General features: G+C 34.9%; 20 protein-coding genes. 6 read left to right on the top strand and 14 right to left on the bottom strand.

Annotated elements, in window-relative coordinates; all coding sequences use genetic code 11:
- The 9 genes from AYC65_RS04700 to AYC65_RS04660 form a co-directional block, all read right to left on the bottom strand.
- Entirely contained in the window at window positions 1-1,047 is a 1,047-nt protein-coding gene (locus tag AYC65_RS04700; RefSeq protein WP_034871190.1) for a glutaminyl-peptide cyclotransferase, read from the bottom strand.
- A gap of 63 nt (window positions 1,048-1,110) precedes the next feature.
- Window positions 1,111-2,028 carry a Dyp-type peroxidase gene (locus AYC65_RS04695; RefSeq protein WP_034871189.1) on the bottom strand — a complete coding sequence of 306 codons (918 nt, stop codon included), beginning with the start codon at window positions 2,026-2,028 and terminating at the stop codon, window positions 1,111-1,113.
- Window positions 2,029-2,079: 51 nt separating this feature from the next.
- Window positions 2,080-2,457, bottom strand: coding sequence for a VOC family protein (locus tag AYC65_RS04690; protein WP_034871188.1), 378 nt, complete (start codon window positions 2,455-2,457; stop codon window positions 2,080-2,082).
- Window positions 2,441-2,875: an SRPBCC family protein gene (locus AYC65_RS04685; RefSeq protein WP_034871187.1), complete on the bottom strand. Its 435-nt coding sequence runs from the start codon at window positions 2,873-2,875 to the stop codon at window positions 2,441-2,443. Before AYC65_RS04685 ends, AYC65_RS04690 begins: the two co-directional genes overlap by 17 nt.
- Before the next feature lie 144 nt (window positions 2,876-3,019).
- The gene (locus AYC65_RS04680) at window positions 3,020-4,225 is read right to left on the bottom strand and encodes an ABC transporter permease (protein ID WP_034871186.1); all 1,206 of its coding nucleotides are present in this window, start codon (window positions 4,223-4,225) and stop codon (window positions 3,020-3,022) included.
- 8 nt (window positions 4,226-4,233) lie between these two features.
- Window positions 4,234-5,190 carry an HlyD family secretion protein gene (locus AYC65_RS04675; protein ID WP_034871185.1) on the bottom strand — a complete coding sequence of 319 codons (957 nt, stop codon included), beginning with the start codon at window positions 5,188-5,190 and terminating at the stop codon, window positions 4,234-4,236.
- Between the two features lie 10 nt (window positions 5,191-5,200).
- Window positions 5,201-6,619 (bottom strand): TolC family protein, encoded by a 1,419-nt coding sequence (locus AYC65_RS04670; protein ID WP_034871184.1) that lies wholly within the window; start codon window positions 6,617-6,619, stop codon window positions 5,201-5,203.
- Between the two features lie 242 nt (window positions 6,620-6,861).
- The gene (locus tag AYC65_RS04665) at window positions 6,862-7,665 is read right to left on the bottom strand and encodes a GLPGLI family protein (RefSeq protein WP_078674662.1); all 804 of its coding nucleotides are present in this window, start codon (window positions 7,663-7,665) and stop codon (window positions 6,862-6,864) included.
- Window positions 7,666-7,692: 27 nt separating this feature from the next.
- Window positions 7,693-8,019 carry a hypothetical protein gene (locus tag AYC65_RS04660; protein WP_131828186.1) on the bottom strand — a complete coding sequence of 109 codons (327 nt, stop codon included), beginning with the start codon at window positions 8,017-8,019 and terminating at the stop codon, window positions 7,693-7,695.
- A 430-nt stretch (window positions 8,020-8,449) separates the two neighbouring features.
- On the opposite strand from AYC65_RS04660, the gene AYC65_RS20715 reads away from it, so the two are divergent.
- Entirely contained in the window at window positions 8,450-8,644 is a 195-nt protein-coding gene (locus AYC65_RS20715) for a hypothetical protein (RefSeq protein ID WP_078674661.1), read from the top strand.
- A 14-nt stretch (window positions 8,645-8,658) separates the two neighbouring features.
- On the opposite strand, the gene AYC65_RS04655 is transcribed toward AYC65_RS20715, so the two are convergent.
- The gene (locus tag AYC65_RS04655; RefSeq protein WP_034871181.1) at window positions 8,659-14,514 is read right to left on the bottom strand and encodes an alpha-2-macroglobulin family protein; all 5,856 of its coding nucleotides are present in this window, start codon (window positions 14,512-14,514) and stop codon (window positions 8,659-8,661) included.
- A 19-nt stretch (window positions 14,515-14,533) separates the two neighbouring features.
- On the opposite strand from AYC65_RS04655, the gene AYC65_RS04650 reads away from it, so the two are divergent.
- From AYC65_RS04650 to AYC65_RS04640, 3 genes are all read left to right on the top strand, one after another.
- Window positions 14,534-15,286, top strand: a complete 753-nt coding sequence (locus AYC65_RS04650; RefSeq protein ID WP_034871180.1) for a UbiA prenyltransferase family protein — start codon at window positions 14,534-14,536, stop codon at window positions 15,284-15,286.
- Between the two features lie 32 nt (window positions 15,287-15,318).
- Window positions 15,319-16,398 (top strand): DNA replication/repair protein RecF, encoded by a 1,080-nt coding sequence (gene recF / locus AYC65_RS04645; RefSeq protein ID WP_034871179.1) that lies wholly within the window; start codon window positions 15,319-15,321, stop codon window positions 16,396-16,398.
- 216 nt (window positions 16,399-16,614) lie between these two features.
- Window positions 16,615-16,908 carry a hypothetical protein gene (locus AYC65_RS04640; protein ID WP_034871178.1) on the top strand — a complete coding sequence of 98 codons (294 nt, stop codon included), beginning with the start codon at window positions 16,615-16,617 and terminating at the stop codon, window positions 16,906-16,908.
- Here the strand turns inward: AYC65_RS04640 and AYC65_RS04635 are convergent.
- The 4 genes from AYC65_RS04635 to AYC65_RS04620 all read right to left on the bottom strand — a co-directional run bounded on the left by AYC65_RS04635 (window position 16,886) and on the right by AYC65_RS04620 (window position 21,630).
- A complete protein-coding gene (locus tag AYC65_RS04635) occupies window positions 16,886-18,922 on the bottom strand; it encodes a recombinase (protein ID WP_034871177.1) in 2,037 nt (678 codons plus the stop codon). The two genes, AYC65_RS04640 and AYC65_RS04635, sit on opposite strands and share 23 nt — an antisense overlap.
- A gap of 19 nt (window positions 18,923-18,941) precedes the next feature.
- Window positions 18,942-19,592 carry a monofunctional biosynthetic peptidoglycan transglycosylase gene (gene mtgA, locus AYC65_RS04630; RefSeq protein ID WP_034871176.1) on the bottom strand — a complete coding sequence of 217 codons (651 nt, stop codon included), beginning with the start codon at window positions 19,590-19,592 and terminating at the stop codon, window positions 18,942-18,944.
- A 590-nt stretch (window positions 19,593-20,182) separates the two neighbouring features.
- Window positions 20,183-21,181, bottom strand: a complete 999-nt coding sequence (locus AYC65_RS04625; RefSeq protein WP_068801167.1) for a DUF6268 family outer membrane beta-barrel protein — start codon at window positions 21,179-21,181, stop codon at window positions 20,183-20,185.
- Between the two features lie 11 nt (window positions 21,182-21,192).
- Window positions 21,193-21,630, bottom strand: a complete 438-nt coding sequence (locus AYC65_RS04620) for a hypothetical protein (RefSeq protein WP_034871174.1) — start codon at window positions 21,628-21,630, stop codon at window positions 21,193-21,195.
- A 405-nt stretch (window positions 21,631-22,035) separates the two neighbouring features.
- On the opposite strand from AYC65_RS04620, the gene AYC65_RS04615 reads away from it, so the two are divergent.
- Together AYC65_RS04615 and AYC65_RS04610 are read left to right on the top strand one after the other, a co-directional pair.
- Window positions 22,036-23,124: a sensor histidine kinase gene (locus AYC65_RS04615; RefSeq protein ID WP_034871173.1), complete on the top strand. Its 1,089-nt coding sequence runs from the start codon at window positions 22,036-22,038 to the stop codon at window positions 23,122-23,124.
- Window positions 23,121-23,843 carry a LytR/AlgR family response regulator transcription factor gene (locus AYC65_RS04610; RefSeq protein WP_034871172.1) on the top strand — a complete coding sequence of 241 codons (723 nt, stop codon included), beginning with the start codon at window positions 23,121-23,123 and terminating at the stop codon, window positions 23,841-23,843. Before AYC65_RS04615 ends, AYC65_RS04610 begins: the two co-directional genes overlap by 4 nt.
- Window positions 23,844-24,127: the final 284 nt, after the last annotated feature.

The raw sequence follows: 24,127 nt of genomic DNA, 5'->3' as shown, positions 1-24,127 counted from the left end.
TTACTTTAATTTTACTTCGTATATCTTCGGCCAGTTCTTACCGGTTACCAGCATATTATCACCTTTAAAGGCTATACCATTCAGGACATCATCGGATCCTTTGGTATGTAATTTCACATAGTCAGAGAAATCATATCTCCCTACCACTTCCCCAGTTGCAGGATCAATTTTTAGTACCACAGGCTGTTGCCATACGTTGGCATAAATAAATCCTTTATAATACTCCAGTTCATTAATCTGACCATATGCCATTTCTGATCCGGCTACTCCGATTTTTCTTACCACTTTGGAAGGATCATTAACATCCAGGAAATAGATATTAGAAGAACCATCTGAAGCAATCAGGTTTTTGCCGTCATAAGTCAATCCCCAGCCCTCTGTCATTTCAGTAGGATACTGAAACTGTCCTATCTGCTGCAAATTAGCTTTATTATAAATGAAACCAATTTTATTTTTCCAGTCCAGTTGAAACACTTTATCTCCGGCTATTGTACTTCCTTCAGAGAATATTTTTTCAACTAACTGAGTTCCGGGAGCAGGACTAGGTTTTGCTTCAGCAATAGGCTGGGTCTGTCCTAATGTATATTTAATTAGTCTGGACTGATCGAATTGTCCATCCGATTCATAGACTGTATTTCCGTCTAGCTGAAATCCCTGTACAAAATTTTTCGGATCATGCGGATATTCAGCAACCTGCTCATAAGTAAGATTTTGCTCTGGTTTAGATGCAAATACATTAATTGTTGCATCCTGGTTGACCACTTTACCATCTTTCATCTTGATATTGAATGTTACATCATTCTCTCCCAGTGTGAAAAATTTAGGGTCAATAGTCAGTGTATTACTTTCTTTATCTCCGAAGCTTATACTGATGCTTTCTGCATTTCCTGTTACATCGGAAGGTAAAGCTATCTTATCTCCGAAATGATAGCCTTTATCCTGCATTGTAGCATTATATTCCTGAATACTTTTTATAACTGTTTTCTCCTTGTTACAAGAAGCTAAAAGTGTAAGAGCCATAAGCCCTATAACTATATTTTTTTTCATTTACCTATTTTTATTTTCAGGGGTATTCATCCCCTTTTATAATTGAGTCAAAAGTACAAAATTTTATCCCGAAAAATCACCAAGCATATCCATTGTTGGTACAAAAAACAAACATCCGGTTTTTGCAGTACTGAAGTCTAGTATTCTGTCATAATTACCTGCAGGATCACCAACGAACATACTTTCAAGCATTTTTTGTACGGTACTGAACGTACTGGCATAAGCGATAAAATAAGTTCCGGTTTCGGAACTTGTCCGGAAAGGCATATTATCCCGAACCACTTTGAAATCATCTCCTACGTTAGCCAGAGCACTGTGCGAATTTGTTGGCTTCACATCATCTGTCATTTCTATATCACTTGCTTTGTAGCGACCAATTACTTTTTCCTGCTCTGGTACAGGCAATGAGTTCCATGCTTTCATATCATGAGTATATTTCTGTACAAACAGATAGCTTCCGCCTTCATATACCTCATCTTCTGTTCCCACCTTTGCAAAGAAATCTCGGTCGGATCCCTGTGGGTTCTCTGTTCCGTCTACAAATCCCAATATGGCTCTTCCATCCCAATATCTGAAACCATGTATTTCCTCTATACAGCTGGCAACAGGAGATAATACATCGGAAATTGCTGTGGCCATATCAAAACAAATACTGAACTGATCTGCCCTGATATGAAAATGCAAATCACCCGGAGTAGAAACAGCTATATGCTTCTCCCCTTTTACTTCTTTAAAGATATCAAGCTCTTTAGGCAGTGGCTCCTGAAGTTTCAGCTTTTTCCATGCATTATAACCGATTCCCATAACGCAGCTAACCCTTACATTTGGAAATCGTACTGCTGCCGAATTATTAAGATTCGAAACCAAAGCACATACTCTCTGAAAAGCTTCTTTAATATTATCTGTGTTTTTTAAATTCCATACCATGAAATAGGTATTGGCATTAGGATTATCTGTTACCTTTTGTGATTGTACAGCCATATTATTTGTCTAAAAAACGATTAAATCAATATAAATTTACTCCAATAATAATTATTTCAAAGTTTCTACATCCTGACCAAACTGCAGGATATAGCCATTGTTATCATAAATAGCAAATTCCCGCATTTGCCACGGAAAATCTTCAATATTATAACATATCTCTGTTTTATCTTTCAGCTGTTCCCAAAGATTATTAACATCCTGAATGTTAAAATAAAATGATCCGGAAAACATTGAGCTTTTGAAAGGAATCTGCTCATTAGGTTTAGAAAACATAATCTCAACATCATCTTTTTTCAGCAATGTCCACTGCCATTCTTCATCTTTTTTCAGGCACTGAAACCCTAAATTTGTTGTATAGAATTCAATCGTTTCATCTAATTCTGTTGTCCATAAATTAGGGGTAAGTGTATTAAACTTTATCTCCATTATTTTCTAAAAAATTTTTAAGTGATTTACCCAGAATTTCATTCCAACCTGCTTTATAATTTTCTTTTGCAAAGTCGGCTCCGGCATCGGAGAAACTATCTAATCCTGTATGTGTTAAGGTTAGCTTTGTTCCGTTATCTGTTTTTTCAAGTTCCCATAACAATTCCGATGAGCCTCTGCTATGATCCGGGTGTGTCCAGGTATGCTTTAAAAACCTGTTAGGTTCAAAACCAAGTACCTGACAGCGATGAAGGTATTTTTTTTCATCCCCGGGTTCAAAAAAATCGAACACAGCTCCCTCTTTAAGAACAAAGTTGGGAATATCAAAATACCAGATTTTCATTTCATCTTTATCGGTAATGGCCTTCCATACTTGTTCTACAGGTACGTTATATGTTTCGGTAACGATAACTGACATAACCCATATTTTCCAATAAAGCTAAACAATATTTCAGTTATTCTTAGCCTATTTATGAAAGTTTATGAATTTTCATGAGGTATTTCATGAAAAAAGGTGAGCAAGTTCACCTTTTAATTTTATTCACTTAAAGAATAAGTTAATTTATTTTAAATCGATTAATTCGTCCTCAGACTTTACTTCTTCAGGCTTAAGATAGCGGAACATCTTCCATAACTTTATTTTCAAAGCGATCCAGCCTAAAACTCCGTATACAACCAGAAGAATAATCAGGTGTTGTAAATACGGATAGGTAAGTTCAACAGAGCCTTTCTGAATCAGAAGTATTTTGAATGCCTGTAAAAATGGTGTCAGTGGAATAATATTGGCTAAAAATTGTACTGCCGCTGGCATTGCACTAAGCGGCCATGTAAAACCACTGATAATAAAGGACGGCGACGCCAGTACCATTAAAATTTGAGTAGCCTTCAGTGCATCCGGAATCAAAATACTAATAAATACGCCCAGAAATGATGCAGATCCAACAAAAACTGCCGTGAGCAATATAAAGTTAAAAATACCTTCCGGCATTGGAACCTTAAAAATCATATGCATAAGGTAATAGATTCCTACAATAAGAATCGAGAAAAACCATATTGGGATTACTTTTATCAACATGGTAGGGAAAGCCCATCTGCGCATTCCGTAATATTCTTTAATAAACGACCCTCTCTGGAATTCCGCAGCAAAACTTACTGCCATTGCCAAAAGGATTACCTGCTGCAGTACTACTGCAAGCATCGCAGGCCACATAAAGATAAGGTAGTTACTGGTTGTATTAAACAGGGTAATATAATTAGTCTTAAAAGGCTCATATTGAGTTGCAGCTTTTACGGCCGGCATTCCCATTTTCTGAAGACCTTTTATAGAAGCTCCCGCAGAAAAAGTACCAATTGTAAGCTGTAGCGCTTTAGAAGCAAAATTAGCTGTTAAAACATTTCCTGTATTCACATAAACATTAAGCTCCGGATATTTTTTCTGCAGCATGTCTGCCTCAAATTTTGCCGGAATCATAACCACTGCAGCAGCTTCATTTTTTATAACTTCATCCTTTATGCTTTGTGGCTCCTGTATATATTTAATAACTTTTATACTGCTGTTATCATCCAGCATATCAGTCAGCTGATTAGACAAGGGAGTGTTGTCCCTGTCTACAACCAATACCGGAATATTCTCTACTTTTCCGCTTTGGTAAACAAAACCTAGTAAAACAGCATACAGAATCGGAGCCAGAAAGAATACTGATCTCAGGGTATCATTGGCTACAAAAAGCTTAAATTCTCGCTTTAAAAGACGCAGAAATTCTTTCATAGACCTTATTATTTCAGAATAATATTTGCATTCACCAGGATATTCTGAGCTTTCTTCATATCCTTTGGTTTTACTTTGATTTCATAAATAGCATCCTGAAGCTGATAGTCGGGATAAGCGGTTGTAATATCAGCGTAACGGGTAAGCTGCTTGATGTAAACAATTGTTCCTTCCAGCTCTTCTTTGTTGTAGACTACCTGCATTTTTACCTCCTCACCTTTCTTATATTTAGCAATCTTACTTTCCGGAATTGTAAAACGGAAGTAAGTACTCGAAGGTATATAACCGTTGAACAATGCAAAACCTGCTGTTGCCAATTCTCCCGGATTAAGGCTGATGGTTTCTATCTCCATATCGTTTGTTGCAATAACATAACGTTCGGAATATGCTACATTAGCTTCCTGTAAAGCTCCCTGAGCCTGAGAAGCCTGTCCGGCTGCCATTTCTATTTTCTCATAGCGCGTTCCTCTTTTCACATCATCGAGTTCTGCGTTTACTGCATCGAATTGTGCTTTTGCGCCCTGCAATTTAGCGTAAACCTCATCATAGGCTTGTGGAGACATCAGACTGTCTCTATACATATTGGATGCTCTCCTGAAAGACTTCTGTGCGAAGTCATACTGCTCTTTCAATCCTTTATATTTAGCCTGAAGCTGTTTCATCTGATCTGCAGTTGCACCATTTTTTGCCATTTGCTCTTGCGCCTGAGCTGCACTTACAGCTCCTTTTGCCTGCGCTATTTTAGCAGTAACTTCCGGAATATCCAATAAAGCCAGTGTATCTCCTTTTTTTACGGTTTGACCTTCACTTACTAATATTTTCACAATTCTTCCGGTAACTTTAGGGGCAAAAGAAATAACATCCTTTTTGGTTTTCCCTTCAAATTCGGACATGCTGCTTTTATCGCTTCCGCAACTGCCCAGAATAAATAAACTGAAAAGAGGTATATAGATATTTTTTTTCATAATGTTCTTTTTATAAACCTTGATAAAGCTTGGTTACATCTAATTCCTGAGTAGATTTCATCAGCTCGATAGCCGCTCTTCTCTGGTTGAATATAGCGTTTTGGTAGTCTAGCTCTGCAGCTTCCAGATCGTTTTCTGCTTCTATCAGCTGTGTAGATTTTGCCATTCCGTAGCGGAATTCTTTCTCAGCCTGAACCAATGCATTTTGTGCCAGTTCTTTTTGTTTCTTTTTCAATGCAATTTGCGCATAGGCAATATCGTAATTAGACTGATTATTCGCCAAATTCAGTGTCAGCTTTCTCGTAGCATCATATTTCTGAGTCTGCAGCATTTCTTTATTTACTTTTGCCAGTTCTTCAGCATGTTTACCTTCCTTACCATCAAATATCTCCCATTTGAATCCCACTCCCGCAGTAAGCAATGGAAATACAGCCAGGTTATTGGGTCTCCAGTCAAGTTTTCTACCGGGATAATTCAGCTCCGGAATTGCCGGAATAATATTATCTGAAGTTTTGATCCTGTTACTATAAAGACCAATATAGTATAAAGAAGCCATTAACTGAACTTTTGGAATCCACCATGTTCTTTCTGCCTGTATTTTATAATCTGCAGCATTAATTCCATGATCGAGTGCGCGAATTTCGGCTCTTTCTTCGATGCTTTTTTGCAACGGAAGACTTTCCACCGGAACCAATACAGGATTTATCAAACGTAATCTTTCTTTTTCTACTCCGGTCAATACTTCCAGCTGAGTCAGCAGAAGTTCTTTCTTCCCTTCATATTCTACAACCTTTGCATCCAAAGTTGCCTGGGCCAGTTCGATTTTTTTATGATCGTATGGTGTAATAAGACCATAACCTAAAGCCTTATCTGCTGTTTTTCTGTTGGCATCCAGCCGTCTCTTGCTTTCATCCAGAACAATTTTGGACTGGTGAATTAGTGCCAATTGGTCATAGGCACGGGAAATGGTTGTAATAACCTCATCACGTGTTTTTTCCAATAGGATATCTTCCGACTTTTTCTTTTCTTCCAGTGCCTTATTCAGATATTTTACTTTTCCGCCGGAATACAGCAGCATTTTTGCATCTGCTTTCGCGATTCCTGAAAACCCGGAAATATTAAGATTGTTGCTATACGCACCGCTTGGAATAGTAAGAAAAGGTTCCAGATTTATTTCCGGAGAACTTAGACGGGTTGTCGCATTAAGATAACCTGCCTGTCCACTAATTTCCAGTGTAGGCAGAAAGATATCTTTAAGTTTGTGCTGATCGAGTTCTGTGACCTTATTTTTGGTCTTCTGCATCATTAAATCTGCATCGCGTACAATAGCACTTTCCAGCAATTCTTTGAAGTCGGGAGCCGATTGTCCCCATCCCAAAACAGGGAGTAAAAACAAGCTTATCCCATACAGTGATAATCTGTTCCTCATCATTCTATTTTTCACAAAAATAATACAAAAAAAATGGAAAAAAGAGAAATTTTAATCCTCTTTTTTCCATTAAAGTTAGTTTAACCCTCAATTCCCATAAAATCAAAGCTTACAGGAAGTGTATAATTTAACAGACATATTCATTTATTCCTACGACTTAGATTAATTATCTATAAAACTAAGAGCCTGTTTGGATTTATTTAAGAAAATTCAAACAGACTCTTAAACAAATCAAAAACATACTAATCAAGAAGATAATTTGGATTAATTGATTTATATACTGTCTTCTTTGATTCAAATCCGGAATCGGTTTCTTTTATGATAAAATCAAGAGGAGCTTCTGCATTAGGATTTACAATAAATGTTTTTCTTTTATCCAGGAAATCCTTCTTGCTAATATGATAAACTTTCGGATACTGCAAAGGATATATCCCTGCATTTGATTTTCTTATTTCTACTGCCGAAATATGGATTGTATTAATTTCATTATAAACCTCCAATATAACCCCGGCAAGCCCTTTAAACCTGAATGGCCCCTCCGGAATGGAGATCTTAGGTGTAAACCATGCATAGAAAACAATACCGGTATCAGTAGTTGTTTTAGCTAAAATGCAATCGTAGTTACTAATCTTTTTTTTCTTCTCATTTATAATAGTCCATTTTAATGCAGGTTCATCATAGGAATAAATATCTCTGCCTATTGGCTGAGAAACGATTAATTTTTCATTTTCTTTATAAACACTACCTTTTCCTTTCGGAGGTCTCATAAATAGTCTGTAATTGCCTCTTTCTTTAGCAATATAATCGTAATATGCTTTGGCATTGGAGTCTGCATAAATTGAAGTGGTCTTATCAAATATCAAGTCGTAATAATATATGCTAATATCTTTATTTTCAGAAATATTTCCCATCTTCATCTCATAAACAATCTTCATCTCTGCTTTATTATCACTTTTCTGACATAATGCAAAATTATAAGTTATAACAAATAAGAAAATTGTAACTATCCTTTTCATATTTTTTTTTAAAAGGCATGCTAAAATCATAATAATAAATTTTTCATATTCAAAAAATTATACCAATCTAGCCTCGGGAACATACCCTTCACATATTTGAGCATTCTTTTGCTCTAACTTATCCATTAAATCATCATATTCTTTATTGGTCAGGTCATATATTGGCTTACTCAGCACTATACCAAAAGTTCGTCCACAAGTACTCTCATACAAATAAGCATAACCAATTAACGCTGTCAAAAATTTATCCATCCTACTGCTTTTTAGATCAGATTTTGGAGCAGTTGCAACTTTGGAATTAATTGGTGCTGATTTTTCAATATTCATGCTTTTAGCAAATACAATGCTTATTGCAAAAAACATAATTATAATAATTTTTTTCATAATTAATAATTTTATTTATAAAAATATTATCATTAAAATTCCTAATTTACATATTTTTTTTATAAAAAAAACTGATATAATATTTACAAATTAAATTAAAAAAAATTGCATAAAACAATCTCTTATCAAAAAAAATAATATAAAACATTCATTATCATATATCTACAAATAAAAACAACCCGCAACTAACTGGTTAGCAAGCAATAACAATTCGTGAGAAAAGCTTTAAATTTTAATGATAGAAAAATGCAAACATGAGCGAACGCCATCATGTATATTATAAAAAAAAGTTATCAGTTACATTTGTTTCCCGGGGACTTTCCGAAACAGCATTTACTTATTATTACTTTTTAAAATAGGCAGAGAATAAAAATTTTGATTTACTTCTTTCTAAAGTACGTAAAAAGTTAGATTAAAATAAATCAAGATAATGGTACAATTCTGGGAATTATTAACAACCAGAGTAGTTAGATGGAGGGGTAATCGTTCTATAAATAACTTCGGCAGAAATAAAAAAGAGAAAGGAATAAAACGACATGTGATGAGAAACGATGAAAATAGGTTTAATAATCAAAAATTATTAAAGCAAGACCAGAACAAATTTATGAATCCGTTCTGGTCTTAAGCCAAGGTATTTATCTAATGAGACGCTACAGTAACATTTGTTCCCTGTGTATGTGCATTCATCTGAGGTGCGTAGTAATTCTGCATTGTTGTAATTCCGTTAGAGAACTTACCTGCAATATTAGCTACCACATCATATTCGAAAACATATTTGCCTTTTGGCATCTGTTCTATATAGAAATTGGTAGATGCATCTTTAGTCGACTGATAGTAACCTAAATTATTCTTCCACTGGTATCCTGATAATACTTCTGTTGGTTCAAATCCTGCAGCTCTCATATCTTTGATATGAATATACTCCATTGGACGGTCTGTATTCAGAATCATTCTCACTGTCACTTTATCTCCTACACGAAGTGGTGTATCAGCTGTAATCTTTTTAAGTTCTTCTCCATTTTCTGTTTTCACTTTTTTGTAAAGTTCTTTGGTCACAGAAATATAAGTTTCAGAAGATTTCACTTTATCCAGATCTTCATAATACTGCCAGAACAGCCCGCCCTGAACAATACCAGGACCTGGTTTGGTTACTGTTACTTCAGCCAGTTTCTTATCCAGTTCCGGGGATTTTACAGAAGATTTGATATAACCTGTTGCCTGAGTGTCAGTTTTTGTCAACTCTTTACCTCCCCAGATTACAGTTGCTTTGTCTGCTTCCGGAGTTGTCCATGACTTACCGCTGTTCATTATTGTATAGATAACTTCTGCAGTAGCACGGCTGGTTTCCCAATGGTTGACTTCTTTCTGAGTTATAAGCCAGATTTTCATATCCTCTATAATTGCATCACTAGGTTTCAGCTTATTAAATGCCTGCATTGCCAAAGCATGGTTAATTGCTTTCGAAGCATACCAGCCCCACGCATCCAGATTCTGCTTCCAGTATACACCTTGAGTTTTAGTATCTGTAGAAGTTTCCTTCAGATAGGTCATTAGTTTTTCAGAAACATCTTTCAATCCATAGTTATTGAATAATAATGCAGCTCTTGATAACCCATAGAATGTAAAGTCTGTAATCTTAGCTGTTTTTGCTTTAGCAATAACCTGAGATTTCAGTGTTGCACCTGTATTTTTTAGCGGGTATTGAGCTTCCCAATAATGACGTGTATCCAGATAATCCAATACCAGATTGTTCCACGGATTCATATCTTTTGGTTTCCAGTAACGGTTGATCTCACGGTCCAAATAAGCCGTTAATGTACTTACCATTTCATTTTGCGGTGTATTCTGATAATCGTTCACGCCGCCTTTATCTTTCAGCCATTCGTTTATTTTCCCTAAGTTTTTAAGAATATAAAGCGATGTAGAGAAGCTGCTTGGAGAACCTGCATACCATGAGAACCCACCATCACCATTTTGCAATTGTTTCAGTGTGCTCCAATCGTCTAAAATAGAGTTACGCATATTATTAGCATCAAACAGACGTGCTAACATTTGCATTTGCTGTTTCTCATCTTTAGCCTCGAATACCCAAGGTGTTTCTTCTAATAAAAGCTGCTTCAGTTCCTGATTTTTCTCCAGATTACTTTCCAACAAGCCTTTCTCCTGATATTCTTCAAAGATCTTCTTCATTCTCGGATTAGCCTTGAATATTTCAGAAGCCAGAACATCTGCAAACCATTTATTGAATACTACATCTGCTGAATTATTAATATCATTCTTCAGACTTGGCAATGCAAACAGTACCTCCCAAATTGGATTGGTTGTCAGCTCTAATGTATTAGAAACATTGGCAATTGTTGTCGAGTTATTCGATTTTAACTGATCCAGCACAAAAGTCTTGGTTTGTCCTTCTTTTACAAAAATTGGTAAGGCATCCGTTACCAACATTCTGTTTGGCAATACCGGAACTGCTTTTTGTTCGCCATCACTATACTGCCCTGCTTTTGCAACCGTTTTTATAATAATTCCGGAAACATCGTTTGGCACTTTGAAAGTCCAGTTAACAGATTTGCTTGAAGTTGCATTGATATCAAAATTCTGAATCATATTATTCAGTCCGAATTTTGAAGAAATATCTTCGTTGGTATCAGCATTCAGAATTTGCAGCTGTACACTACCACTTAAAGCTTTTTCTACAAGATTATTCAGCTTCACCTGCATATTGATTTCATCGCCTTCACGTAAGAATCTTGGATAATTTGGAGTAACCGAGAAATCTTTCTGTGTAACAATAGTCTGCTCCAGTGTTGCAGCATTAGCATTTTTATCATGTGCCAGGAACATCAGTTTCCACTTGGTTAGCGCTTCCGGAGATGTAAATTCAAAACTTACATTTCCATCTTTATCTGTCTTTAAGTTTGGATAGAAGAATACAGTTTCATTCAAATTACTGCGAACAGGAACCTTGTCCAGATCTTCTTTTTTCTTCGCTTTACCATATCCAGTAACTACAACTTCTTCAATTTCCTTCTTACTTGAAGAATCTGCAACTTTAGCAGCAGCTACCGGAGCAGGAACCATATCCATAACACTTTTTTGATCAACAGCTGCTTCATAAGCTACATTAGCTTTCCGTAATGTGGATCCTCCTCTAATTCTGACATTAGTTGCAAGTCCGCCTAATGCCCCATACTGATCGAACCAGTTAAAATAAGGCGCAAATACGGTTTTAGCATTCAAATATTTTTCACGTTTATTAAAGCGTACAGAGTTTAGACTTTCTGTACCCACTCCATAATTTTGCTGTATAAATCTTTCGAAATTGAAATTTCTGAATGTATAAGTATTAGCAGCAAACTGATCTAGTGACATATCATACATATTCGCTAATAATTCAGCTACAGCCTTTTCTTTGTTCTTTCCGGTAATTTTCACCGTCCACTTTTCTTTGCTTCCCGGCTGGATCTTATCACGGAAAGTCGTCAGTTCTATCTTCATAGGTTCTGTTTCATTACGAACCGGCAAGTTTGTAGAAAGTGTCTGGATATCATTATAAGCCGCTAAAGTAAACTGAAGGTTCAGTTGCTTCACAGCCGGGTCCGCAGGAATTGCAATTTCGTACTCCAACACACCATTCTTAATATACTTTTCTTCGGTTTTAGTCTCTCCGTTTCCGTTTTGTACATACACATACACTTTAGCCTCCGGGATAGCAGAATAAAGATATACTTTGGCCTTTTCTCCTCTTGCATAATCTTTCTGATTATTCATTAATCTGAAGAAAGGCTTCTGTCCGTTTCCTAAAGACTTTCTGTCCCACACTTCGAAGACTTTTTCAGTTTTTATAGTATCCTGTCCTTCGATGTTGTAGAATTCCAGTTTGTAAGTTCCTGCTGCTAATTTCCCAAGACTAAATTCTTCATCAGTGGCTGTTTTCTGCAGTACTGTTTGTTTCTCTTTTCTGTTATTTGCTAATTCGGATTTATCAAAATAATCGTGCGGAAACTTCTGAATGAAATTCTCTTTAGAAAATACCGGAACATCCTGTACAAAATCTTCAAAATTATTTCTGAAAATACGCTCAGGAGATTCCAGAAGACTTAGTTTTGCCTGATAACTTTTCCCAAGCTTCTGGTTGTTGTAATTCTTAGTCGCAACTTTTACTTTTATATCTTCATTCGCGAAAGCTGGTTTTACTTCTTCAGCTTCTATAAAATGGCTTACAGAGGCTACACGGAATGTTGACGAATTCTCCTGTGTTTCGCCATTGGTATCTGTCACCGATGCATTTACCACATATTCATTTACCTGTATTCCTTTTAGCTTATCATCTTTTTTCAGGTCTACAGGAATATCGAACTCTCCTTTTTCATTGGTTTTAACCGTTCCCAGGATTGAGTTTTCATTAGAAGTTGGCGCGAACCAGTAGAAATAACGGTAACGTATATCCTGTTTCTTAATTTCATAATTCAATGTAGCATTGCTTAGCGGAACTCCCGAGAACGAAACAGCTTTACCTTTCATGTGAATAGTCTGTCCAAACTTATATTCACCTTTAATATCTTCAAAGGTAATTTCGAAATTCGGACGTTTGTATTCTTCTACTCTGAAGCTTACAGAACCTTCATCCGTTTCCAGCATAAACTGACCGTTTAATTTTCCTTTTGGCAGAATAAAATTGCCATTATAGCTTCCAAACTCATTTGTTGTAAATGTCTGCTCCGAAACATCTTCACCATTAGCATCTACCAACTTTATCTTTTGCTTCATTCCAACTACAACAGTTTCTTTTTTGTTGCTGTATTGGGTATTAATCACTTTGAAATAAACAGTCTGCCCGGGTCTGTAAATAGCTCTGTCTAAAAATATCTGAGCTGTCTTTTCGGTAATATCAACTCGTGGCTGATCATAATAATTCCCGCCATAAGCTTCTATAAAGCTGATATTTTTCTCAGAATCTTCAATCAGATAACGTTTGTAATTTTGGGTTTTATTTTCCGGGAACACAAAAATACCCTGCGGATCTGTTTTAGCAGAAGATTTAACTACAGGCTTGTTATACTCGCTATAGTCATAAAAAGTAAGGTTTGTATTTTTCTTAGACTCACCATTATTTCTGCTGATCAGCCTCAGTACATTATTAGACCCATTACTCGCAATTTTATTATAGATAATACGGGAATCTGTTACGGAGAACCAGTAGCTTCCCTGAGATTTCCCATCCACAATATATTCGGCAATATAAAGACCATTCTTCAATGCAGACAATTCTACAGAAGAAATATGGTTTTTATAATCGCCTGTATTTTTCAACTGATAACTTTCCTTTTTCACAAGTTGTTTTGCAACCTTTAACAAGGGGTTCCTATAGCTGTCTTTAATATGGCTGATAAATGAATTGATATCAGTTACCTGATAAATATTCATTGCAAAGGCATCTGCATTTTTATAGTTAACAGATAAGTGAATAGGCTGCTGAGGTAATGTGAACGATTCATAGCTTACCGTTATTACCGGAGTTGTAATACTATTCTCTGTATTTTTTATGTTATTCTGAAACTCGCTCTTAGGATACATTTCCTTTGCTTTCTTCAAAATAGACATTGCCTCTTTAGGGTTTGCAGAAGCAAGGCTTCCTGCTATATCATTCAGAATATAGACTTTGTAATCTCCATCTGTGGAAGAATTTACAATTGCTTCATATTTTTTACGGGCTTCCGCTTCTGATAACTGACCAAAGCTTACCTCATACTGGGCTTTAAGGTATTCATAAAACAATTTAGGGTTTCCTGAATTAGATGCAATCTGATCATTGTAAACTTCCAGAATTTTAGCATTATTTGCTTTTAATTCATTTGGTGTAAATAATACATTATCTTTTAAAAAGTCTACATACTGCAAAGCTACCCAGTCCTGAACAGACGGGAAGTAAGCAATATCCTGTGTATTGGCAAATAACTTCTGGTATTTGGTCATGGAAATTTTACGAATTTCATTTTTAATCTTTCCAAGATCATTGAAATTCTGTGTAAAGTATTTCTTAAAATCCAGCTTAGACCACGTTTCAATCTGACCAAAGTCCTGATTGTCTATATTGGTTCTGTCCTGAATTCTCCATTGATTTCGTTTTAAATAATCGTCTACAAACTTTACCTGTAAGGCACGATACACTAATAACTCGTCACCTTTCAGATTCTTTTCGTGCTTCTTGATTTTTTCAAAAAACTGGCTTGCAGAATCATTTTTCTCATCGTCTCGCGTTTGGTTGACAATGACAAACTCTGCCTTCAAAGCATTGATTAGCTCAATGGTGTTGTTATCTTTCATAGCTTGTTTCTGAATATCCAATACTATTGGCAAATTGGATTTTACCATTCCTTTTGCATAATTATCGTTAATCTTTTTCCATTGCTGATCATAGTAATTCTGGGCATGTAATGAGACACCCGATAAAATGACCAACAGCAGGCTAAAAATTTTGGCAATGCGTTGCATAAATATTTATTTTTGATGTGTGTTAAATTTACTTAAAAAATACATTGTAGACAGTCAGATTTATGTTTCTTTAATGGGAACTTTACTTACACTGTTCTTTATGGCAGAGCGAATACCGTTCCGTTCTGCACTTATCCTTCTTATATTCCTTACTTTTCTGAATGGTTATCTGTATACAAAATACCAGATGACACGAAGGCTTTTTGGTTATGTTCTGCTTTTCAATACACTTACTTTTATCTTTTGTGTCACAGTTATCATCCACAGGCATCATCCTGAATCATTAATTAAATGGCTTTTTATCATCATTTTAGGTTTTTTATATAATACTCAGTTTCTTAATACATTTATCCGAAAAATTCCGTTTATCAAAATCTTTCATGTGGCACTCGTATGGGCGCTAATCAATTCCTGGCTTATTATGCCTGTGATACAATGGGATGTTTTCTTCATCACTTTTTTCTTAGTATCGGGTCTTATTTTGCCTTTCGATATTCGGGATATGCAATATGATACTGTTACTACATTTCCGCAGATTATCGGTATTCAGAATACTAAATATTTGGCTTATCTGCTATTATTTTTTTCTTCACTCATTGCTGTTTTTTCGTTACAACCAGATTTCGCTTTCTGCTATTCTCTGTCTGTATTTGTTGGTTTTATATTTATTTATTTCGCTCAGCCATCAAGGCCTGATGCTTATTATTCTTTTGGAGTAGAAACCGTTAGTGGCCTTCCGTTTTTGCTTCATCTCCTTCAGAAATTATTCTGATTGTTGTATCTTTACACAAGTTTTTTCCAAGTATGCTGATACAATCTATTCGCTTAAACAATTTTAAAAATCATGCTTTTCGCCAATTTGACTTTTCACCACAAATCAATTGTTTTGTCGGGAACAATGGCGTAGGCAAGACTAATATATTAGACGCACTATATTACCTTTCGGTTGGAAAAAGTTTTCTGGGCAATACAGATCAGAACAATATTTTGCAAGGCGAAGAGTTCTTCAACATCGAAGCAATGGTAGCTGACGATGAAAAAGAAAATATTATAAAAGTTCAGCAGCCGCTGAATTCTAAGAAGATTATTAAGAAGAATGACAAGTCATATGACCGTCTTGCTGACCACATTGGTTTTCTGCCTTCGGTTATTATCTCTCCTTATGATAACAATCTGATATCTGATTCGGGGGAAGCGCGCAGAAGATTTCTGGATGGTATGATCTCTCAAACCGATACCGAATATCTTTTCAATATAATCCAATACCAAAAAACGATTCAGCAAAGAAATGCTTTACTAAAAGCTTTTCAGAAGAACCGTTACTTTGATGCCGATTCTCTGGATATTTATCAGCACCATCTGATAAAGTCCGGGAATATAATCTATGAGAAGAGAAAATCGTTTAATGAGAAGTTTTCTCCTATTGTACAGAAATTCTACCAGTTGATCTCTGATGGAAAGGAAGACATAGAAATCAATTACCAGTCTGATCTATCAGAACAGGATTTTGAAGCAATTCTGATCCAGAATCTGGAAAAAGACAGAATGTTGACTTATACCTCAAGGGGTACTCATAAGGATGATCTTAATTTTCTTATGCGCCAGTTTCCATTAAAGAAAACAGGATCACAGGGACAGCAGAAAACTTTCCTTATCAGCCTGAAACTTGCGCAGATGCAGATGATAAAAGATATCACCGGAAAGTCACCTATTCTTTTGCTGGATGATATTTTTGACAAACTAGATGACAACAGGGTAAGTCAGTTAATAGCACTGGTAAATAAAGAGAACTTCGGGCAAATTTTTATTACGGATACCCATAAAGACCGCACACAATCTATTGTACAGCGTATTAATGAAGAAAGCAGAATTTTTGAGTTATAGTTGTCCACAATTCTTTGGAAAGTGATAAAAATTAAAACCACATAGATACATAGAATACAGATTACTGGTAGTTTTACATAGTTAAACATAGACCTGTGTATTTCTATAGTGCATCAGAAGTATCTCTAAACCACTTTAAAACGATGTTCCTCTGTGGTTAACAAATTTATTATAATTAGAGATTCCACAATTTGAATAAAATCAATAGATTTAGAAATGAAAAAAAAGAAACGCGAATATATGTCTTCTGAATTGGTCCAATCTTTTATAAAGATCTACGGGCTGGAAGAAAAAATGGAAGCTATTGCTATCCGAGATTTTCTTGAAGATTATCTGGACGAATCTCTTTATCAGGAAATCACCAGTGTCTCTTTGAAAGACGGCATGCTGGATATAAAAATTAAATCACCTCTTCTGAAAAATGATTTCAGAATGCGTAAGACTTTTTTTCTGCAAAAATTCCGTGGCGTAATCGGTGAAGAAAAGATTAATGACCTTCAGTTTTTGTAGTATTCGTACTCTTCATTAGATCCATTGCACGCTCATCCAGTCTCGAACGGATTGGCAGGAAGAATCTTAGTGGGTTTCTGAAGAAATAACGGAAGATCTCTGCGATAATCAGTCTTACCTCCCCCATATTCACTTTTCTCGAACGGAATGCCAATACCATAGATAATCCAAAGCTTACCAGGAAGTTGAAGAATCCTATTAAGAAGACTGTTATAAAGGAAATCCAGAAAGCATAAGTGGTTACATTAAAATCTTTACCATAAAGACCTAATGCAAAGTTTCCGGCCGCAAATGTAATATGTCGAATATCCAGATCGAGTCCTAAAAACAGTCCTATTGGAGCTGTAGCTCCTAAGAAAATACCAAACCAAAAGTTGGATACAATCCCACCCCAATTACGGGAATAATAGACCGATAAGTTTCTGGCAAATTTTTCTCCGAAGAAATAATTGATAAACGGATTTTTTGCAATACGCTTTGGTATCTGATAGAAGACTCCTGTATTACTCACATTTCCGGCTATAATACCTGATATAAAAAGGAAGAATCCTGCTATACAAGCATGGAAAATAGCTTTAGAATGTATAGGGTCCAGATCCTGTAATAATTTGGATGATTTGTCTATCGCAAGGTTTTGTTTAAAAATAATCTCTAACCCGTAAATGATGATTAATGCTACAGGGAATGAAAGCAATACGTTCCCAACGAAAGCAATAAACTGTGAACGGAATAATTTAGAAACAAGGTGTGCAAAATCTATATAATTCTTCTTGGTATTACGTCCTTCTGAAAGCACTCGTGCCATTGTTGCAGCCGTCATTGCCGGTTGTTTTGTAGCAAGGGTGAAATTCATCAGATAAATCATTACAAATCCCATAGCATAGTTAAAAGAGTACATAAATGCATGTACAAAATCACTACTATGGCTATAGCTATACAACATTTTCAGTACACACAATGCCCCTACAATAACACCACCGCCGGAAGATTTCAGAAGCATTTTAAAATAATCCTTTCTTCCTGTAGTAATATAATGGGTCCCTACTTCCGAAGTATGGGTTGTAATAAGATGGGAAATAAGCCTTGTACTGTCGGATACAAGATCTGAAATATTATTTTTATGAGATTTGAAATCCAGAATACTGAAAAATAATTGTCTTGATTTTTTCAGGTAATCATCCGGATTATCTATTACCAACAGGTTAAGAATAATGCTTACTCTCTCCAACTGCTGGCGGATCTTCAGCAAAGACTGATTAATCTTATTGGAAATCCCATATTTAGAAGCATTTTTAAAGGCCAGATTCACAAACTCCTGACACTGCTGCAGGTAGACTTTCATCTGTTTATAGATCTCCGATTTCGAATTCAATTCTGTCGCGGGATCTTTTTTAAACTCTTCCAAAAGCAAGTCCAGTTCATTTTGTAACGCCAAAAACGGATTGTCGAAGTTTTTGTACTCCGGCGCCATTCTCACTACATCTACATCCAGTGCATTTCCGATAACACGCCACGCCAGAATATTCATAGAGAACATCAGCTCATTTTTTACTTTTGGATTGCGAATAAAATCATCGATTTTAAGCAGTCGGAAAAGCTCATCCATTTCAGCATCTGAAATATTTTTCAGATAAGTCAGATCTTTTTTGGTATGTACAGAAACGGTATCTACCAGATAAGAAACAGAGTTTTCATTATCTACAGATGGCAGAATTTTGTTTAGTATTCTTTTCTTTAATTCCGGATAAAAGGCATTCTCCGAAAGGATATCTGCTTCAGTAAGAGATAAATTGAAAGGTTTTCCATCAAATAAGTTCCGAATATAATAACCGAAATTATCACATATCTCCGGATTATTCTTCAGATAAGCTAAAAAAACCTCAAAATCCTCCTGTACAATACTGTTAAATATATCTTTAAGAGGTTCTAAGGATTTTGTTTCGTTTTTAAAAACGAAATATTTCTTTAGAATATTGTTAAAATTATCTTTATTTCTTCTGAGGAGCCTTCCCATAATCTGTACTGCTAAGATATCAATTTAACTTCATATAACCCATTTGTTTCATAATCCAGCTATGCTTTTTCTGTAAGTACGGCGATGGATTTTTAGGATCATATTTCTTTGGATTTGGTAACACAGCTGCAATCCAGGCAGCTTCACTTTTGGTTAAATCTTTTGCAGATTTATTAAAATAGTATTTAGAAGCAGCTTCTACACCAAATACCCCTCGCCCCATTTCAATAGAGTTAAGGTAACGTTCCAGAATAATATCTTTATTCCAAAGATGCTCTATAATAAAAGTATATACAACCTCAAGACCTTTCCGCACCCAGCTTCTCCCGTTCCACAGGAATATGTTCTTGGCTGTCTGCTGGGAAATTGTACTACCGCCCTGAACGGTTTTCTTATTTTTCTTTTCATTGTGCTTCATAGCTCTTTCTATCGCTTTGAAGTCGAAACCATTGTGTTTGAAGTAGTTCTGATCTTCACTGGCTATTACAGCAAGCTTTACATTATCTCCCATTTCGTCAAACGAAATATAATCGCGGTCTAATTTTCCGTATTCTGCAAGCCCTCCCAGCTGTATAAAAGTAATAGGCGGATTAAAAAATCGTCCCCAGATTACTGCCAGTATATTGAAGACAATAACAATAAAAATAACTCTTTTAATAAACTTCCACATATGTCGAAATATCTCGCAAAAATAAGCTTTTTAATTTTTTGAGAAATATAAAAGTATATTTAATGTAAGTTCAGAATAACTATTTTCATTATTCTAAAACTGGTTGCCAGAATGATTCTGATTTTTTTTAGGATTTAGTGCCCAAAATACCAAATCAGATGCAAATCCCGGGAGATACAGAGAGAATATTACTGTAGAGAGATAGTATTCCTCCGGAATACTTACTTTCCTGTACACCTGTTACATAGATCAGGCTCCTCCGGAGCATCTTTACTAATTTTCTAATTTCTTATATCATGAAACCTTATATAAATAAAGTCTGTCATGATGAATGAGGTGCTCCGTCTGGAGCTTTATCTCTATAGATTATAAATTATGAAAATTCAGGGCGTTCCGGAGTAACGCTATCTTAATAAGAAAAGTGAATGTCATTCAGATAAAAAATCAAAAACTTCAGAATGTAGATCAGAGGAGTAAAGGACAGAGTACTTTTTCTATTCAGATTAACACAACTTTTTGCGTAGTTCCCGACTTTTATGCCTGAACTATAATACCTTAATACTATTTCTTTTTGTATTCAGTAATAAACATCAGAAACGTTTATTCTTAGCTTTTGCAAAAGGATTAAAGGAAATCCCTATATTAAAATAAAAAGAAGCCTCTGGTTTCGCATCGAAAATATAATCTTTCATTTTTTTATTTTTCTCAAATGCCTGAGCTATAGGAATCGTTTTAATTCCTGTTTTTAGTGTAGCTATAAAAAAGCTTCCGAGATTATGCTCATAAGTTAGCCCTGAATTAATTTCAAGCTGGCTAAAACTATATGTTTTGCTCGAGTTATTAAAATTATATAAATAAAAGAATGTATTATCTAGTTCTGAGCCTAGCGAAACTCTTCCGTTCTGTGAAAACACTTCTTTTCTTACATATAAACCTTTGGGTAATAAAACATCGGCTATTAAGCCATTGGCAAACTGATGCCTGTATGCAAAGGAAGGCACAATAGAAAATACTGAGCTGGGATCCAGAAAAGCAATAAGCCCTAAAGTCATCTGAGTTTCTGGTGTTGCCTTTAGTACCATGGTGCCTGAAATAACCCCGCGTATTTTTTCAAATTTCCGGTCACTTCCGTCAACCATAAGACTTCCTGAGTATACAATATTTTTTTTAAATAGCTTTGAAAAATAGGATAGGTTAAGAGCTTCTGTATGGTATTGGAAATTTATATTTTCTGATCCTGGACCTCCGGACAACATACCGGATTTGTTAATATTCATAGATGTATACTGGTAAGATAGTGTTGTCCCCAGCATCCATTTGGGTCTCTTTATGAAATGAATATTAGCACTCGCTTTCAGTTGATACAGATTATTGACTTTACCTTCGGGTAAATCTTTATCCAGAAGTTTCAGGGTATAATTATATGGCGTTACCTGATTGTATTCTACATTAATCACACGTGTTACCGGAAATCTGTCAGCAAAATAAGAGAGTACTTTTTTTGCAGGGGCTGCACTATCTTTCTTCTGAGAAAAAGAAAGCATAGGAAACAGTAAAGCTCCCCCCATTAATAATATTTTTTTCATCATGTGTTTTATTTTTAATTTAAAGAATAGATTTTTTCTCTGAAAAAATCGAATAAAAAGAGCTTATCGAAAAAATAGCTCATGTTTTCCTGCTGTATAAATTCCAGTGCCTGCCCCGCATCAATTGTTTCTCTCTCCCGTACAAATACAAGCCATAGTTCTTTAGCTCTTCCATGATTCTTTTTAGCTTCTGAAACTAATTGCTTATATGTGATTGTAGAATGCAGGCTGTTGAGATCACAAAAAAGAATACCTTTCTCTTTTCCTCCGTCTACTATCACGTTTATTTTCCCTCTGAATTTGCATTCAGATGTATTTATAGAAGAATTATAGCATTTTATAAAGCGGATAAGATCAACAAACTGAATTATCTTTTCCTCTTTTTGTTGCTCTGTTAAAGAGTCATCGCTAAGGATCTGATTCGATAGATTGTTGAATTCCTTTAAGTCCATAAGATTAAATTATAATGAGGCAAAAGAAAAAAAATAAGACATATTAACTCTTTTTTTTATATAAAATCCGAAAAATTTTATACAAAACGGCTACTTATGATTTGGTATAAAAAGATGACGGGTTTGTATATTTTTTCAAAATTTTCTTCTGGATATTTTAGTTTTGCAAATTAAAAGTTAGTCTAGATTTTATTTCAAAAAATAAAAGGTTTCGATGGTTTAGTTCGTCAAGTCTTCTATAAACTCAGTTCAAACAGAGATCTCTAAATGGAAGATGTTTAGAATGATAATGTCATTCTGAGTTAAGTCTATAGTGAGCTTGACGAACTATCGAAGAAGATTAATAATAAAGTATTTTATAAAATTTAAACAGATTCTAAGAATCTATAGCATTATATCTATCATATGGAAGATACCCGGGACATTCAGATCAATGGTTTTATTAAATTTCTTGTAGAAGACCGCTACAGAATTATCCGACATCTTATTTTTCTCATCGGACTTTTCCTTTTATTTTACAGCAGCAATTCAAAACTAACCTCCTATTCTCCGCAAATTTATAAATTCTATATGGTCTTGTTAGGCTGGTCTGTTTTTATCACCATGTTTTATGTCAACATGTATATTCTAGTGCCCTTTTTCTTTTTCAAATCCAGATATCTTCTTTATATCATCCTTCTTATTGTATTGGTTACTGCCAGTCTGTCTTTTATAGGTTATATCATTAACAATACTTTTCCGGTTTATAAAATCGACAATACAACTTTTAAATTACGTCAGGATAAAAGCTTATACAACGGAATTATTATTTCAACACCGATTATTTTAATGACTACAACTTTAAAGCTTCTCCAAAGATGGGTAAAAGATAAAGAACGAATTTCCGAACTTAAAAATCTTTCTTTGTCAATGGAACTGGATGTACTAAAAAATCAGATTAATCCACATTTTCTTTTCAATATGCTGAATAATATAAAAGCACTAATCAGAAAGAATCCGGAAAAGGCAACCGAGATTCTCATGAAACTTTCAGGCTTTCTGCGTTATCAGCTTTATGAAAACAATGATAAAACAACTCCGCTTACCCTCGAAATAAATTCACTTTCTAATTTTCTTAATTTCGAAGAACTGAGACGTGAAAATTTTACTGCTGTTATTAATCACAATCAGGATATTCAGTCCTTCAATCATATTTTCATTCCGCCTAATTTGTTTACTACTTTTGTAGAAAATGCTGTTAAGCATAGTGTAGATCTTACTGATAATAACACCTATATTACCCTTGATTTCGCTGTAGAAAACTCTAAATTGATTTTTACATGCAGAAATTCCAGAAGTCAGGATTCGCCCCTAGAGAGTACCAAATATAGTGGCTTAGGTCTTAAAAATATTAAACGAAGGCTGGAATTATTGTATCATGATCAATACTGTCTGAATATTATGTCGACAGAAACAGAATATATTGTAAATTTAACAATACCCCTATCTTTATGAACTGTATAATTGTAGATGACGAGCCATTGGCAAGAGAAGAGATGAGATCATTAATTAATGAAATATCTCCTGTTGAAATATTGGGAGAATTTTCTAATGCTCTCACGGCCCTTAGCTTTCTTAAAGATAATAAGACTGATCTGATATTTCTGGATATACAGATGCCTAAAGTAACAGGACTTGAATTTGCAGAAATGGTTCCTGAAGAAACTCTGATTGTCTTTACAACCGCCTACCCTCAATATGCACTGAAAAGCTATGAACTGGATGCTATAGATTATCTATTGAAACCAATAGAAAAACAAAGATTAAAAAAAGCGATTGATAAAGCTGCTTCATATAAAGATTTGTTCTCTCAGACTACAGTAAAGAATACAATTGAAGGCAGTAATGATGCTTCCCTGATGATAAAGGCAGATAAGAGGTATTATAAAATCCAGCTCGATGATATCCTCTTTATTGAGGGCTTAAAAGATTATGTCGTTATTTATACACAAAACCAGAAGCTTATTACAGCTATGAATCTTAAAACTATTCATCAAAAGATTTCATCACCCCTTTTTCTGCGGGTTAGTAAATCTTATGTGGTAAATATGCAGCATATTGAATCATTCGACAGCCATACCATTTATATTGGCGAACATGAAATTCCTATTGGTGAGGTATACAGAAGTGATTTTTTTGACAAATATTCCGGCGGGCTTATAGCTGGCAACTAGATCTGAATTGCATAATTAGTGAAATTTAGTCCATAAAAAAGTAATGTAATTATTGGATTTTTTTTAAAAACTGACCATAATAAGCAGAGAAATGTCTATAAACAGTTATTAATTCTTGTTCATTTTAGTTTTTGGGGGTTGTTTTTATCAATTAGACAATTGTGATTAAATTAATATTTCAACTATCAATTACATAAAATACAATACAATAATTTTCACAAATCACAACAGTACACTCTTTTTATTCAAACAGGAATAATATCAAAAATAAATATCTACTAACT

Origin of the sequence: Elizabethkingia bruuniana (assembly GCF_002024805.1) — a bacterium.
In the GTDB taxonomy this organism is placed as follows: Bacteria; Bacteroidota; Bacteroidia; order Flavobacteriales; family Weeksellaceae; genus Elizabethkingia; species Elizabethkingia bruuniana.
Note: the sequence above shows the minus strand (reverse complement) of the source record. Positions and strands in the feature narration are given on the sequence as shown.